The 13,744-nt window shown below is 71.1% G+C and carries 12 protein-coding genes; 8 read left to right on the plus strand and 4 right to left on the minus strand.

The window, feature by feature from the left end:
• Positions 1-21: 21 nt before the first annotated feature.
• From ACF07S_RS31720 to ACF07S_RS31730, 3 genes are all read right to left on the minus strand, one after another.
• Positions 22-258 (minus strand): hypothetical protein, encoded by a 237-nt coding sequence (locus ACF07S_RS31720; RefSeq protein ID WP_391975748.1) that lies wholly within the window; start codon positions 256-258, stop codon positions 22-24.
• A 146-nt stretch (positions 259-404) separates the two neighbouring features.
• Positions 405-944: a toxin-antitoxin system, toxin component gene (locus ACF07S_RS31725; RefSeq protein WP_391966919.1), complete on the minus strand. Its 540-nt coding sequence runs from the start codon at positions 942-944 to the stop codon at positions 405-407.
• 30 nt (positions 945-974) lie between these two features.
• On the minus strand, positions 975-1,631 hold the full coding sequence (locus ACF07S_RS31730; protein WP_391966901.1) for a helix-turn-helix domain-containing protein: 657 nt from the start codon (positions 1,629-1,631) through the stop codon (positions 975-977).
• A 222-nt stretch (positions 1,632-1,853) separates the two neighbouring features.
• On the opposite strand from ACF07S_RS31730, the gene ACF07S_RS31735 reads away from it, so the two are divergent.
• From ACF07S_RS31735 to ACF07S_RS31765, 7 genes are all read left to right on the plus strand, one after another.
• The gene (locus tag ACF07S_RS31735) at positions 1,854-2,519 is read left to right on the plus strand and encodes a hypothetical protein (protein WP_391966900.1); all 666 of its coding nucleotides are present in this window, start codon (positions 1,854-1,856) and stop codon (positions 2,517-2,519) included.
• A 368-nt stretch (positions 2,520-2,887) separates the two neighbouring features.
• Positions 2,888-3,886 (plus strand): LacI family DNA-binding transcriptional regulator, encoded by a 999-nt coding sequence (locus ACF07S_RS31740; protein ID WP_391966899.1) that lies wholly within the window; start codon positions 2,888-2,890, stop codon positions 3,884-3,886.
• A 136-nt stretch (positions 3,887-4,022) separates the two neighbouring features.
• Positions 4,023-5,366, plus strand: coding sequence for an ABC transporter substrate-binding protein (locus ACF07S_RS31745; protein ID WP_391975749.1), 1,344 nt, complete (start codon positions 4,023-4,025; stop codon positions 5,364-5,366).
• Between the two features lie 6 nt (positions 5,367-5,372).
• On the plus strand, positions 5,373-6,323 hold the full coding sequence (locus ACF07S_RS31750) for a carbohydrate ABC transporter permease (RefSeq protein WP_391975750.1): 951 nt from the start codon (positions 5,373-5,375) through the stop codon (positions 6,321-6,323).
• Positions 6,320-7,186: a carbohydrate ABC transporter permease gene (locus ACF07S_RS31755; protein WP_391975751.1), complete on the plus strand. Its 867-nt coding sequence runs from the start codon at positions 6,320-6,322 to the stop codon at positions 7,184-7,186. Before ACF07S_RS31750 ends, ACF07S_RS31755 begins: the two co-directional genes overlap by 4 nt.
• 36 nt (positions 7,187-7,222) lie before the next feature.
• Positions 7,223-8,809: a glycoside hydrolase family 13 protein gene (locus ACF07S_RS31760; RefSeq protein ID WP_391975752.1), complete on the plus strand. Its 1,587-nt coding sequence runs from the start codon at positions 7,223-7,225 to the stop codon at positions 8,807-8,809.
• An 87-nt stretch (positions 8,810-8,896) separates the two neighbouring features.
• Positions 8,897-11,035, plus strand: coding sequence for a discoidin domain-containing protein (locus tag ACF07S_RS31765; protein WP_391975753.1), 2,139 nt, complete (start codon positions 8,897-8,899; stop codon positions 11,033-11,035).
• A gap of 199 nt (positions 11,036-11,234) precedes the next feature.
• Here ACF07S_RS31765 and ACF07S_RS31770 read toward each other — a convergent pair whose 3' ends face one another.
• On the minus strand, positions 11,235-12,374 hold the full coding sequence (locus ACF07S_RS31770) for an amidinotransferase (RefSeq protein WP_391966918.1): 1,140 nt from the start codon (positions 12,372-12,374) through the stop codon (positions 11,235-11,237).
• A gap of 191 nt (positions 12,375-12,565) precedes the next feature.
• Here ACF07S_RS31770 and ACF07S_RS31775 point away from each other — a divergent pair, with 191 nt between their 5' ends.
• Positions 12,566-13,501, plus strand: a complete 936-nt coding sequence (locus ACF07S_RS31775; protein WP_391966893.1) for a TerC family protein — start codon at positions 12,566-12,568, stop codon at positions 13,499-13,501.
• The last annotated feature ends 243 nt before the right edge of the window (positions 13,502-13,744 follow it).

The following is a 13,744-nucleotide window of genomic DNA, read 5'->3' on the forward strand; positions in this document are numbered from 1 at the left end:
GCCGCCCCGGGACGGGCCGCGCTACGGCTCGGAGTGCCAGTCGCGCAGCATCCGGAAGAACGCCTCCTCGTTGCCCGCCAGGCCCGCCCGGGCCAGGGCCGTCTCCGCCTCGGCGAGCACGGAGGGCGGGAGAAGCGGGGGCCCGGGCCGGTCCGGCGGGACGGGCCGGGCGTCGAAGGCGGCGCGCACGGTGTGCAGCAGCCGCAGATAGGCCTGGACGGCGGTGCGCTCGCGGTCGGTCGGTACGGCGGTGGGCATCGCTCGGCTCTCCCCGTGTCGTGGTCGTGGGTCCGGCGCCCCGCGCGCGGGGACGCACCTCCAGCTTGCCGCCCACCACTGACAACGGGGCCGCGACGCCGACCGGTCCGCCCGCCCGGAGGGCTCGCGCGCCGGGGCGCGGCCGCTCAGCCCTGCGGCCCCAGGTACCCCAGCGAAGCCCCGATCCGGCCCGCGAGGTGGTCCCGCTGCACCGGCCCGCGCAGCGACGAACCGGCCAGCCACGTCCGGCACTTGCTGGCCAGCAGCAGGCCGAAGGCCTCGGCCTCCTTCTCCTCGGCGAGGTCGAAGCGGGTGCGCGCGGCGACCTTCAGGACGGTCGCCCGCAGGGCGTCCTCGTCGGTGTTCTCGTGCAGGAGCCGCGCGGCGACCCGCGCCCCCTCGACGTGATGACTGCGGTGACCGGCCTTCATGTGCCACAGCTCGTGCCCCAGGATTACCAGCTGGTGACCGGGCGCGGTGCGCTCCTCGACCACCACGAGGTCCAGGTCCGCCATGTCGAGCCACAGTCCGCTCGCGGTCGCCGGCGGGAAGACGGCCGTGCGGAAGAGCACGGGCCGGCCCCGGCGCCTGCTCATCGCCTCGCACAGGGCGGTGCACAGGTCGGCGGGCCGCGCCGGGACGGGGAGCGTCAGCTCCGTGACCAGCTCGCCGCACAGACGGCGCATGTCCCTACCGGTGCCCACGGCTCTCCCCGGTCACGACGTGGGCCGCTGGACGCTCTCCAGGAGCATGTCCAGCCACTCCGCGACCTTGTCGCGGTGCTGGTCGGTGGGCAGCTGCGCGGCCCGCCACGCGATCCCGCGGACACCGTGGTCCTGCAGCAGCCGCTCCAGCGGGTCGTCGGCCACCGCCGCCGCCTCCCGCTCCCGGCCCGCGAGCTTCTGCAGCAGCTCCTGCTCGGTGTGCTGGAGCACGCTCGCGAGCGCCTCGGGGTCCTCGGCGGTGAGGAAGCCGGCGTGCACCCGGAAGAACCGCTGGAGGGCGTCGCAGTGCTCCATGGTGGGCCGGCGGTCGCCGTTGATCAGGGCGCCGGCCTGCTGCCGGGACATGCCCGCGCCGTCGGCGATCTCCTGCTGCGTGTACTTGCGGCCGTTCGGCTTCAGCCGGGTGCGGCGCAGCAGGTCCAGCCGCTGCAGGAACCGGGCCTGCACATCCGGCTCGCCCGCCGGCCGGCCGCTCAGCAGCGACTTGACCACGGGCTCGGGCACACCGGAGGCGACGGAGAGCCGGCCGACGTCGAAGACCTCGCCGTGCGCCACGCCGAGCCGGTCGGCGAGAGCGGTGACGCGGGCGACGACGGCCGGCAGCGCGGTCGTCGGCGCGGTGTCCGGACCCTCGAAGCCACCCGTCACCGAAAGATCTCCTACGTCTCTCACAGGCTTTTCACAAGCGATTGCCGTGAACTTCACGGAGACTAGCCGTGGTTCGAACTCACATCCAGGTCTCGCCACAACTGTGGCCAATTTCAGCCGTCAACAGGCATGGAATGCCACGATAGTTGACACGCGTCGCGTCCGGGCAGCAGGATCGGGGCGCCGCGTCAAGGCCGCACAGGCAAGAGGGGTGACCTCCCGATGGCATATCAGGCAGGAGGGCAGCGGCCGGCACCGCGGCCCACCCCCGACACTCCCGAGGCGCAGGCCTACCTCCAGGACTACGCCGTACTCCTGGAGGCGGTCCCGCATCCCTCCCTGGTGGTGGACCACCGGTGGGACGTGCTGCTCACCAACACCGCTTTCCGGACGCTCTTCCTGGACGTGGAGCCGCATCCCACGGCCCTGCCCGTGGACAACTTCCTCAGGTTCGTCCTCTTCCACCCGGATGCCGCCACGGTGCTCGGCGACCACGAGTCGAGCTGGTGCCTGCCGATGCTGGCCCACTTCGCCAGGACCGTCGAGCGTTACGGCCACGGCCACGACCGCGGGCTGCAGGCCATCCGCCGCGAGATCGCCCAGGATCCGATCATGGAGGCCGCCTACCGGTACGGCCTGCCGCACTGGCTCCGGGTCGTGGGCGAGCGGGCCGCCGAACAGGACGGCGCCGTACGTCCCCTCCTGCACCCCGACCCGCGCTGGGGCGCCACGGACTGCCGCGTCGTCGTCGAGACGACCAGCACGCTCCGGGAGATGGACTGCGTCCGGCTGACCCTGGTCCTGCGCGAGGCGCCCCGTGTCCCGGCCGGGAGCCGCAGGGCCCGCCGCGCAGCCTCCCACCTGAGAGTCGTCCCCGCCGGGGACTGAGCCGCCCCGCGGAGGCCGCCCGCGCTGTTCCCCGCACGGGTGCCGGGTGCCGGAACGACAGGCGCCGCCCGCGCCCTGGAGAGCAGCCGAACGAGGCGAACCGGGTGAACGCCGTGAACGGCGTGGGCGCCGGGCGGAGGGACCCCGGCCCGCCCCGTGCGCACTCTCCGCCCCCGGCGGGCGGGAGCCCGGCTGTCGCGAGCGCGCGGCGGACGTGCCGCGGGCCGCGCCGCTCGTCCGGACCGGGAGGCCGTACGCGCCGCGACGACCTGCCACCTCGGGCACGTCCGGGGCTCCGGGCGGCACCCCGACGTAATTTTTGCGCGGTTACGCAAGCTGTTTGCATTCCTTGCGTTATTCTTGCGTTCATGACGCGACGACTTGCTGTGGTGGCGAAGAAGGTCGGGGTCAGCGAGGCGACGGTCAGCCGGGTGCTCAACGGCAAGCCGGGAGTCTCCGAGGTCACCCGGCAGGCGGTGCTCTCCGCCCTGGACGTGCTCGGCTACGAGCGGCCCACCCAGTTGCGCGGTGAGCGTGCCCGCCTGGTCGGCCTGGTCCTGCCCGAGCTGCAGAACCCGATCTTCCCCGCCTTCGCCGAGGTCATCGGCGGCGCGCTGGCCCAGCTGGGGCTGACGCCCGTGCTGTGCACCCAGACCCGCGGCGGCGTCTCCGAGGCGGACTACGTGGACCTGCTGCTGCAGCAGCAGGTCTCGGGTGTCGTGTTCGCCGGCGGCCTGTACGCCCAGGCCGACGCGCCCCACGACCACTACCGCCGGCTCGCCGGGCGCAACATCCCCGTCGTCCTCGTCAACGCGGCGATAGAACACCTCGGTTTCCCCGCCGTCTCGTGCGACGACGCGGTGGCCGTGGAGCAGGCCTGGCGGCACCTGGCCTCGCTCGGGCACGAGCGCATCGGGCTGGTGCTCGGGCCCGGCGACCACATGCCCTCGGCGCGCAAACTGGCCGCCGCGCGCGCCGTGGCCGGCGAGGTGCCCGACGAGCACGTCGCCCGGGCCATGTTCTCCATCGAGGGCGGTCACGCCGCCGCCTCGCGGCTCATCGAGCGGGGCGTCACCGGCTTCATCTGCGCCAGCGACCCCCTGGCCCTCGGTGTCGTGCGGGCGGCCCGCCGCAAGGGACTCGGCGTGCCGGACCGGATCTCCGTCGTCGGCTACGACGACTCGGCGCTGATGAACTGCACCGAGCCCCCGCTCACCACCGTCCGGCAGCCCATCGAGGCCATGGGCAGGGCGGTGGTGGAACTGCTGAACGCGCAGATCAACGGCAGTGCGGTGGCCGCCGAGGAGCTTCTGTTCGAGCCCGAGCTGGTGGTGCGGGGATCGACCGCCCAGGCACCCCGTTCCTGAGATCCGCTCTCCTGTCCAATAATTTCAAATTCTGTGCGACATATTGCGGGCCGTTGATGTCGGTGCTTGAGTGTGCCCCGCCCACCGCTCCTGTTCCGAGGGGTCCACTCGCTCCTGTCCCGTAAGGGGTCCACCGATGAGAAGCACCGGGATCCGCCGTACCCTTGTCGCCCTGGGCGCCGGCGCCCTCACGCTCACCGCGTGCGGATCGAGCGGCGACGAGGCCGCCGACGGCAAGACCCGCATCACGGTCAACTGCATGCCGCCCAGGAGCGCCGAGGTCGACCGCCGGTTCTTCGAGGAGGACATCGCCGCCTTCGAGAAGGAGAACCCGGACATCGACGTCGTCCCGCACGACGCCTTCCCCTGCCAGGACCCCAAGACGTTCGACGCCAAGCTCGCCGGCGGGCAGATGGAGGACGTCTTCTACACGTACTTCACCGACGCGCGGCACGTCGTCGACATCAACCAGGCGGCCGATCTCACCCCGTACGTGGACGAGTTGAAGAGCTACAAGACGATCCAGCCGCAGCTGAGGGACATCTACACCGTCGACGGCAAGGTCTACGGCATCCCGCGCACCGGCTACTCGATGGGTCTGATCTACCACAGGGCGCTCTTCGAGAGGGCCGGTCTCGACCCCGACCGGCCGCCCACCACCTGGGCCGGGGTCCGCGACGCCGCCAGGAGGATCGCCGCGCTCGGCGACGGCACCGTCGGCTACGCCGACTACAGCGCCCAGAACCAGGGCGGCTGGCACTTCACCGCCGAGCTGTACTCCCGGGGCGGCGACGTGGTCAGCGCCGACGGCGAGAAGGCCACCGTCGACACCCCCGAGGCCCGCGCCGTGCTGCGGACCCTGCACGACATGCGGTGGAAGGACGAGTCGATGGGCAGCAGGCAACTGCTCGTCATCAACGACGCCCAGCAGATGATGGGCGCGGGCAAGCTCGGCATGTACCTCGCCGCCCCCGACAACATCCCGATCCTGGTCAAGGAGAAGGGTGCCGAGTACCAGGACATCGCCATCGCTCCCATGCCCGGCGGCAGGGCCACCCTCATCGGCGGCGACGGCTACATGTTCGGCAGGAACGCCTCACCCGAACAGATCCGCGCCGGTCTGAAGTGGCTCGACCACATGTTCCTCACCCCCGGTGACGGCTTCCTCGGCGACTACGCCCGCGCCGGGAGGAACGACGCCCCGGTCGGCCTGCCCGAGCCCCGCCTGTTCACCGGCGCCGCCGACGAGAGGGACCAGCGGGCCAAGGAGGCCCACGCCAACGTCCCGGTGGAGAACTACCAGTCCTTCCTCGACGGCAACCAGAAGCTGGAGATGAAGATCGAGCCGCCGCACGCGCAGCAGCTCTACTCCGTGCTCGACGGCGTCGTCTCCGCCGTCCTCACCAAGGAGGACGCGGACATCGACCGGCTCCTGAAGGACGCCTCCGGCAAGATCGACGGCATCCTGGCCCGGGGCTGACCGGCGATGGAGACGGTCGAACGGCCGGCCGCGGCCGTGCCGGTCCGCCCGGTGAGGGCGCCGTCCCCGGCAGGGGACCGGAGACGGCGCCGCCTCGCCGACCACCTGCGCGCCTACGGCTTCCTCGCCGGCGGCCTGGTCTGCTTCGCGCTGTTCTCCTGGTACCCGGCGATCCGCGCGGTCGTGATCGCCTTCCAGACGTACACGCCGGGCTCGGATCCCGAGTGGGCCGGCACCGCCAACTTCACCCGCGTCCTGAACGACCCCGAGTTCGGCGCCGCCTGGCGCAACACGCTCACCTTCACCCTCCTCGCCCTGCTGATCGGCTTCGCGGTCCCCTTCGTGCTGGCTCTCGTCCTCAACGAACTCAGGCACGCCAAGGCCTTCTTCCGGGTCGTGGTCTATCTGCCGGTGATGATCCCGCCGGTGGTCAGCGCCCTGCTGTGGAAGTGGTTCTACGACCCCGGCGCCGGCCTCGCCAACGAGGCGCTGCGCTTCCTGCACCTGCCCACCTCGAACTGGTCCAACGGTGCCGACACCGCCCTGGTCTCCCTCGTCGTCGTGGCGACCTGGGCCAACATGGGCGGCACCGTCCTCATCTACCTCGCCGCCCTGCAGTCCATCCCCGGCGAGCTGTACGAGGCCGCGGAACTGGACGGCGCGACCCTGCTCCAGCGCGTCCGGCACGTGACGGTCCCGCAGACCAGGTTCGTCATCCTGATGCTGATGCTGCTCCAGATCATCGCCACCATGCAGGTGTTCACCGAGCCGTTCGTGATCACCGGCGGCGGCCCCGAGAACTCCACCGTCACCGTCCTCTACCTCATCTACAAGTACGCCTTCCTCTACAACGACTTCGGCGGCGCCTGCGCGCTGAGCGTGATGCTCCTCGCCCTGCTCGGGGCGTTCTCCGCCGTCTACCTCCGCCTCACCCGTTCCGCGGAGGAGGCCGCATGAGCAGCGCCACCCGCACCCTCGTCTCCCCGGCGGTGCTGGCCCGCCCGCGCGGCAGGGCCGTCTACTGGACCGTGTTCACCGGCATCCTCGTACTGTTCGCGCTGGCCTTCCTCTTCCCGGTCTACTGGATGGCGAGCGGCGCGATGAAGTCACCGGACGAGGTGGCGCGCACCCCTCCCACCCTCGTCCCGCAGACCTGGAGCACCAGCGGCTACACCGACGCCTGGGAGCTGATGCAGCTGCCCACGCACCTGTGGAACACGGTGGTGCAGGCGGCCGGAGCCTGGCTGTTCCAGCTGGTGTTCTGCACGGCCGCCGCCTACGCGCTGTCCAGGCTCCGGCCCGCCTTCGGCAAGCTGATCCTCGGCGGCATCCTCGCCACCCTGATGGTCCCGGCCCAGGCCCTGGTCGTACCCAAGTACCTGACCGTGGCGGACCTCGGACTCCTCAACGATCCGCTCGCCATCTGGCTGCCCGCCGTCGCCAACGCCTTCAACCTCTACCTGCTCAAGCGGTTCTTCGACCAACTGCCCAGGGACGTCCTGGAGGCCGCCGGGATGGACGGCGCGGGCAGGCTGCGCACCCTGTGGTCGATCGTGCTGCCCATGTCGCGGCCGGTGCTCGGCGTGGTGTCGATCTTCGCGCTGGTCGCGGTGTGGCAGGACTTCCTGTGGCCGCTGATGGTCTTCTCCGACACCGGGAAACAGCCGATCAGCGTGGCCCTGGTGCAACTGTCGCAGAACATCCGGCTGACCGTGCTCATCGCCGCGATGGTGATCGCCAGCATCCCCATGGTCGCGCTGTTCCTCGTGTTCCAGCGGCACATCATCGCCGGAATCAGCGCGGGCGGCACCAAGGGCTGACACCGGCCACCTCCACAGAAGAGAAAGGCACGCACCGTGGAACAGCCCACCTCTGCCCGAAGCGACGACTGGTGGCGCTCCGCCGTCATCTACCAGGTGTACGTCCGCAGCTTCGCCGACGGCGACGGCGACGGCACCGGCGATCTCGCCGGAGTCCGCGCGAAGCTGCCCTATCTGGAACAGCTCGGCGTCGACGCCCTGTGGTTCAGCCCCTGGTACCTGTCCCCGATGAAGGACGGCGGCTACGACGTCGCCGACTACCGGGCGATCGACCCGGCCTTCGGCACCCTCGCCGAGGCGGAGAAACTCATCGCGGAGGCACGGGAGACGGGCATCCGCACGATCGTCGACATTGTGCCGAACCACGTCTCCGACCAGCACCCCTGGTTCCGCGCCGCCCTCGCCGGGGGCCCCGAACGCGAGCTGTTCCACTTCCGCCCGGGCCGCGGCGAACACGGCGAACTGCCCCCGAACGACTGGCGGTCGGAGTTCGGCGGCCCCGCCTGGAGCCGGCTCGACGACGGCGACTGGTACCTCCACCTGTTCGCCCCGGAACAGCCCGACCTCAACTGGGCGCACCCCGCCGTCCGCCGGGAACACGAGGACATCCTGCGCTTCTGGTTCGAGCGGGGCGTGGCCGGTGTCCGCGTCGACTCCGCCGCGCTGCTGGTGAAGGACCCCCGGCTGCCGGACCTCACCGAGGGCCGCGACCCGCACCCCTACGTCGACCGCGACGAACTCCACGACGTCTACCGCGCCTGGCGGGCCGTCGCCGACGAGTACGGCGCCGTCTTCGTCGGCGAGGTGTGGCTCCCGGACACCGAGCGCTTCGCGCGGTACCTCCGCCCCGACGAGCTGCACACCGCGTTCAACTTCTCCTTCATGACCTGCCCCTGGGACGCGGCCCGGCTGCGCGCCTCCATCGACGAGACACTGGCCGAGCACGCCCCGGTCGGCGCCCCCGCCACCTGGGTGCTCTGCAACCACGACGTGACCCGCACGGTCACCCGCTACGGCCGCGCCGACACCGGGTTCGACTTCGCCGCCAAAACCTTCGGCACCCCGACCGACCTGGCCCTGGGCACCCGCCGGGCCCGCGCCGCCGCCCTGCTGTCCCTGGCCCTGCCCGGCGCGGTCTACGTGTACCAGGGCGAGGAACTCGGCCTGCCCGAGGTGGAGGTGGCGCGCGAGCTGATCCAGGACCCGATGCACGCCCGGTCGGGCGGCGTCGACCCGGGGCGTGACGGCTGCCGGGTGCCGCTTCCCTGGGTGGCGGACGCGCCGCATGCGGGCTTCGGCTCACGGGAGACGCCGTGGCTGCCGCAGCCCGACGGCTGGGCGGCCCGCGCGGTCGACCGCCAGCTGGACGATCCCCGTTCCATGCTCTGTCTCTACCGCCGGGCGATCGGCCTGCGCCCCGCGTTCGGGGAGGGACCGCTCACGTGGCTCCCCGCGCCCGAGGGGGTCCTCGACTTCGTGCGGGCCGAGGGCACGCGCTGCCTGGTGAACCTCGCCGACACCCCGGCCCCCCTGCCCGAGCACACCGAGATCCTCCTCGTCAGCGGGCCTCTGGACCCCGACGGACGGCTGCCGCAGGACACGGCGGTCTGGCTGCGCGCCTGAGGACCGCACCCGCTAGTTCCCGCACCCCCACCACGAAGGGACCGGCACATGAGCACCGTCAGCAGCACCGCAAGTAGTGTCAGGAGCATGTCAGTGATCGGCGCGGTCGTCGCCGTCGCCGCCGGCATGCTCGTCGCCCTCGCGCCCGCGCCCGCCCACGCCGCCGCGGGCGCCACCCTCCCCTTCACCTCGGTCGAGGCCGAGTCCGCCACCACCACCGGCACGAAGATCGGCCCCGATCACACCCAGGGCACCCTCGCCTCCGAGGCCTCCGGCCGTCAGGCCGTCCGTCTGAACGCGGGCCAGCGCGTGGAGTTCACGGTGCCGCGCGCGGCCAACGCGGTGAACGTCGCCCACAGCGTCCCCGACGGCCAGTCCGGCTCGCTCGACGTGTACGTCAACGGCCAGAAGCTCCCGAAGACCCTGCCCGTGACCTCCAAGTACTCCTACGTCGACACCGGCTGGATCGCCGGCTCCAGGACCCACCACTTCTACGCCAACTCGCGCCTGCTGCTCGGCCGTGACGTCCAGGCCGGTGACAAGGTCGCCCTCCAGGCCACGGGGGTCCAGGTCACCGTCGACGTGGCCGACTTCGAGCAGGTGGCCGGGCCCGCGGCCAGACCCGCCGGTTCGGTCTCCGTCACCGACAAGGGCGCCGACCCGAGCGGCCGGGGCGACTCCACACAGGCGTTCCGCGAGGCCGTCGCCGCCGCACAGGGCGGCGTGGTGTGGATCCCGCCGGGCGAGTACCGGCTCACCTCCTCCCTGAACGGCGTCCAGAACGTCACCCTCCGGGGCGCCGGCCACTGGCACTCGGTCGTGCGCACCTCCCGCTTCATCGACCAGCCGAACTCCTCGGGCAACGTCCACATCGAGGACTTCGCGGTCATCGGCGAGGTCACCGAGCGCGTCGACTCGAGCCCCGACAACTTCGTCAACGGCTCGCTCGGCCCGGACTCCTCCGTCTCCGGCATGTGGCTCCAGCACCTCAAGGTCGGCCTCTGGCTGACCGGCACCAACGACAACCTCGTCGTCGAGGACAGCCGCTTCCTCGACATGACGGCGGACGGCCTCAACCTCAACGGCAACGCGCGCGGGGTGAAGGTCCGCAACAACTTCCTGCGCAACCAGGGCGACGACGCGCTCGCCATGTGGTCGCTGAACGCGCCGAACACGAACAGCAGCTTCGAGAACAACACCGTCTCGCAGCCGAACCTCGCCAACGGCATCGCCATCTACGGCGGCACCGACATCACCGTCCGGAACAACCTGGTCACCGACACCAACGCCCTCGGCAGCGGTATCGCCATCTCCAACCAGAAGTTCCTCGACCCCTTCCACCCGCTGGCCGGCACCATCACCGTCGACGGCAACACCCTGGTGCGCACCGGCGCCATGAACCCCAACTGGAACCACCCCATGGGCGCCCTGCGCGTCGACTCCTACGACAGCGCCATCGAGGCACAGGTCAGGATCACCAACACCACGGTCACCGACAGCCCCTACAGTGCCTTCGAGTTCGTCTCCGGCAGCGGGCGCGGATTCGCGGCCAGGAACATCACCGTCGACGGCGCCACCGTGAACAGGGCGGGCACGGTCGTCGTCCAGGCGGAGACCCAGGGTGCCGCCACCTTCCGCAACGTCACGGCCACGGGTGTCGGGTCGGCCGGCGTCTACAACTGCCCCTACCCGTCCGGCTCCGGCACCTTCACGCTCACCGACGGCGGCGGCAACTCCGGGTGGAACAGCACCTGGTCGGACTGCTCGACCTGGCCGCAACCCGGCCAGGGCAACCCCGACCCCGGCCCGGACCGCAACCTCGCTCAGGGCCGTCCGGCCACGGCCACCGGTTCCCAGGACGTCTACACCCCCGGCAAGGCGGTCGACGGCGACGCCGGCACCTACTGGGAGTCCGCCAACAACGCCTTCCCGCAGTCCCTGACGGTCGACCTCGGCTCCGCGCAGGCCGTGCGCCGGGTGGTGCTGAAGCTGCCGCCGCAGTCCGCGTGGCAGGCCCGCACGCAGACCCTCTCCGTGCAGGGCGGCACCGACGGCTCGTCGTACGCGACCCTGGCCGCCTCGAAGGCCTACCGCTTCGACCCGGCCACCGGCAACACGGTGACCATCCCGGTCAGCGGGACCGTCCGCCACCTGCGGTTGCACGTCACCGGCAACACCGGCTGGCCGGCGGCCCAGTTCGGCGAAGTGGAGGCGTACCTCTCCTGACGCCTCGGGGCCCCGCGCCCCGCCGCCCGGATCCGCCCGTACACCCGGGTCCGCGGCTCGGCGGAGCGCGGGGCCACCCGTCGTGCGGCCGGCCGGCCGCGCTCCGCGGGCGGATCGCCCTTCAGCCGCTCCCGCACCACGGTGGGGGAGCCCGGCGGGCGTGCGGGTGCTCCCCGGGTGTGCGCCCCGAAGCGGCTGATCAGTCGAAATAGGATTCGAGTGTGCCGCGGCGCCGGACGTCGAGCGTCGCGCAGTGGAACGAGCCGCCGAACGGGGCGTAGTGCAGCAGATCGCACGGGATCGGCTCGAAGCCCCATTTCTCGAGTGCGCGGAGCATGCCGGTGTGGTGGCGTTCGGCGATCACCCGCTTGCCGTCGATCACGAGCACGTTCATGCTGAGCCACTTGCCGCACATCGAGGTGAGCCTGAGCAGGCGCTCGTCGATCGGGTCGGGCTCCGGGGCGACCAGGATGTCCCACCCGTCCAGGATGCCGGGCAGGCGGTCGACGTCGACGTACTCGGGATTGACCAGGGCCTTGCCGGGTGCGAGCGGGACGAACGTCGTGTCGATGTGCATGGGTGTGCGGCAGCGGCTCTCGATCTCGTGGATGCGGTAACCGGATCCGAGGTGCCGGCGCAGCCACTCGATGCCCGTCAGGTTGGTGACGTTGCTCCGGGTGACGAACAGATCCCGTCCGGCGCGCACGAAATCAGCGGCATCGAACACCGGTTCGAACTCGGTGAGGATGTAGCGCATCGGCTCGCCCGGCCCGGGCGCACGGAAACCCGGCTCGAACAGCTCGTCGGTGAGCTGCGGCTTGGGCGCCGACGTCCAGCGCGCGCCGCGCCGGAAGTAGTCCTTGAGGAGCGGGCGGTAGGAGTGGGTCTCGAAGTACCGGCAGGGCCAGGCCATCGGGGTCTCGATGATCTCGTCGCCGATCACCAGCAGGCTGTCGCGCGGGCAGGTGTTGCAGAACCCCCGCGACGACCAGCGCGGGGTGCCGAAGCGTTTCCTGTGGTCGACCGGTTCCGGACGCGTGACCGTGACGCCCAGGGACCGCAGGAGGGTGACGAACTGGTCGAGTTCCCGCTGTGCCGACTCCAGCAGCACCCGGGGGTACCTGATGCCGGCGGCGAGCCCCTGCAGCCGCCCCGCCCATGACGGGATGTTGCAGGCCACGACCGGATGGCTGGAGGGGATCGTCGCGCCGTCGAGACGTCCGACGACGACCTCCTCCAGCGGGTCCCACTCGTTGTGGGAGCTGACCGCCGGAACGGCGGACGGCTCGGCCCCGTCCACCGCCGCCGCCGGAATGCCGGGCCTGCGCATCACCGCCATGCTCATCCACTCCCGACCGGAGATCAGTGACCCCGTGTGCTCGCCGTGGCGCTCCACGCAATGGTGCCCCATCCGGTGGGTCCCGACGATTCGGCCCGGCGGCGCGCACGTGCGGGCGACAAGCCCGTGGCGGTGTTCCAGACTCGTTGCAGGGAGAGGCTCTCGTCCTGCTCGTCGAGGGGTCTGTGGCGATGGATGTGCCGTACTGGCTGTGGGTGGCGTTCGCCGTCACCGTCCTCGTGTCGCTGGCCGTGGACCTGCTGGCGCACCGGGAGGCACATGTCATCGGGTTCAGGGAGGCGGCCCTGTGGAGCGGGGTGTGGATCGGCCTCGCCGTGCTGTTCGGGGCGGTCGTCTTCCTGGTCCTCGGTGTGGCGCCGGGGGTGGAGTACACCACCGCGTGGCTGCTGGAGAAGAGCCTGTCGGTCGACAACCTGTTCGTCTTCGCGCTGATCTTCGCCTACTTCAAGGTGCCGCGCGCCTACCAGCACCGCGTGCTCTTCTTCGGCGTCATGGGCGCGCTGGTGTTCAGAGGCGTGTTCCTGGCAGCCGGGCTGGCCGTGGTCAGCCGGTTCACCGCGGTGCTGTACGGCTTCGCGGCGGTCCTCTTCTACAGCACCTACAAGATCTTCCGGGAGGAGGAGGAGTTCGACCCGGGCAAGAGCTTCGCCGTGCGGCTGCTGCGCAAGGTGATGCCCGTGCGGGAGGACTACGCGGGGATGAGGTTCTTCGTCCGGGAGGCGGGCAGGCGGGTCGCCACTCCGCTGCTCGTGGTGGTCGCCGCCATCGAGGCGGCCGACCTGATCTTCGCCGTGGACAGCGTGCCCGCCGTCCTGGCGGTCAGTGACGACCCCTTCATCGTGTACACCAGCAACGCGTTCGCCATCCTCGGTCTGCGCGCCCTGTACTTCCTGCTCGCCGGGCTGCTGGACCGGTTCCACTACCTCGGTGTGGGCCTCGCGCTGATCCTCTCCTTCATCGGCGTGAAGCTGATCCTCCAGGCCTCCCACAAGCTGATCAGTGCCGACATCCCGGAGGTGCCCTCCCTGGTCGGTCTGGCGGTCATCGTCGTGGTCCTGACGGTGTCCGTCGTGCTGAGCGTGGTACGGCCCCGCCCGACCGACTGAAGCGGTGGTCAAATCGGTACAAAATGTGCCTATTATTTTCATATGGGCAAGATGGACCATGTGATGACGCCGCAGCTCGCGAGCGTCTGCCCCGTATGCCACCGGCCCGTGACCCCCGAGGTCATGCGGCACAAGACGATGGGAGTCGTCGTTCCCCTGTGGAAACCGGGTCCCTGCCACCACCCGGACTGCCGGAGGTGCGAGGACGCCGGCGAGGTGCGAAGCACCGGCGGGACCGGGACC

It is taken from the genome of Streptomyces sp. NPDC016640 (genome assembly GCF_043076215.1).
Taxonomy (GTDB): Bacteria; Actinomycetota; Actinomycetes; order Streptomycetales; family Streptomycetaceae; genus Streptomyces.

Coding starts and splice junctions, on each gene's coding strand:
- ACF07S_RS31770 (WP_391966918.1), bottom strand. CDS start 12,374: ATGGCGGTGATGCGCAGGCCCGGCATTCCGGCGGCGGCGGTGGACGGG.
- ACF07S_RS31765 (WP_391975753.1), top strand. CDS start 8,897: ATGTCAGTGATCGGCGCGGTCGTCGCCGTCGCCGCCGGCATGCTCGTC.
- ACF07S_RS31750 (WP_391975750.1), top strand. CDS start 5,373: ATGGAGACGGTCGAACGGCCGGCCGCGGCCGTGCCGGTCCGCCCGGTG.
- ACF07S_RS31725 (WP_391966919.1), bottom strand. CDS start 944: ATGCGCCGTCTGTGCGGCGAGCTGGTCACGGAGCTGACGCTCCCCGTC.
- ACF07S_RS31755 (WP_391975751.1), top strand. CDS start 6,320: ATGAGCAGCGCCACCCGCACCCTCGTCTCCCCGGCGGTGCTGGCCCGC.
- ACF07S_RS31745 (WP_391975749.1), top strand. CDS start 4,023: ATGAGAAGCACCGGGATCCGCCGTACCCTTGTCGCCCTGGGCGCCGGC.
- ACF07S_RS31740 (WP_391966899.1), top strand. CDS start 2,888: ATGACGCGACGACTTGCTGTGGTGGCGAAGAAGGTCGGGGTCAGCGAG.
- ACF07S_RS31775 (WP_391966893.1), top strand. CDS start 12,566: ATGGATGTGCCGTACTGGCTGTGGGTGGCGTTCGCCGTCACCGTCCTC.
- ACF07S_RS31720 (WP_391975748.1), bottom strand. CDS start 258: ATGCCCACCGCCGTACCGACCGACCGCGAGCGCACCGCCGTCCAGGCC.
- ACF07S_RS31735 (WP_391966900.1), top strand. CDS start 1,854: ATGGCATATCAGGCAGGAGGGCAGCGGCCGGCACCGCGGCCCACCCCC.